The following is a 246-nucleotide window of genomic DNA, read 5'->3' as shown; positions in this document are numbered from 1 at the left end:
CCCCCCCCCCCCCCCCCCCCCCTCTCCTCCAAAACAAAGACCCCCACCCCAGATTACTACGCGTCTCGTGGGCTCGGAGATGTGTATAAGAGACAGCCCCCAGGACGGCCACCGAGACGGCACCGACGAGCACGGCGACGAGGGCACCCGACGGCACGCCCCGGTGGCACGCGGGTAGGCGTCGACGACGTCGCGGTCGAGGGCCACGACGAGACGTGCGGCCGCCGTGACCTGTCTCTTATACCC

General features: G+C 69.9%; 1 protein-coding gene. It reads right to left on the bottom strand.

The window, feature by feature from the left end; genetic code table 11:
• On the bottom strand, positions 1–246 hold a 246-nt coding region (locus ACPYOM_RS23385; RefSeq protein WP_481347807.1), incomplete at both ends, for a hypothetical protein.

This window comes from Monashia sp. HAY1-2A, assembly GCF_056755315.1.
This window is presented reverse-complemented; position numbering and strand designations above follow the sequence as displayed.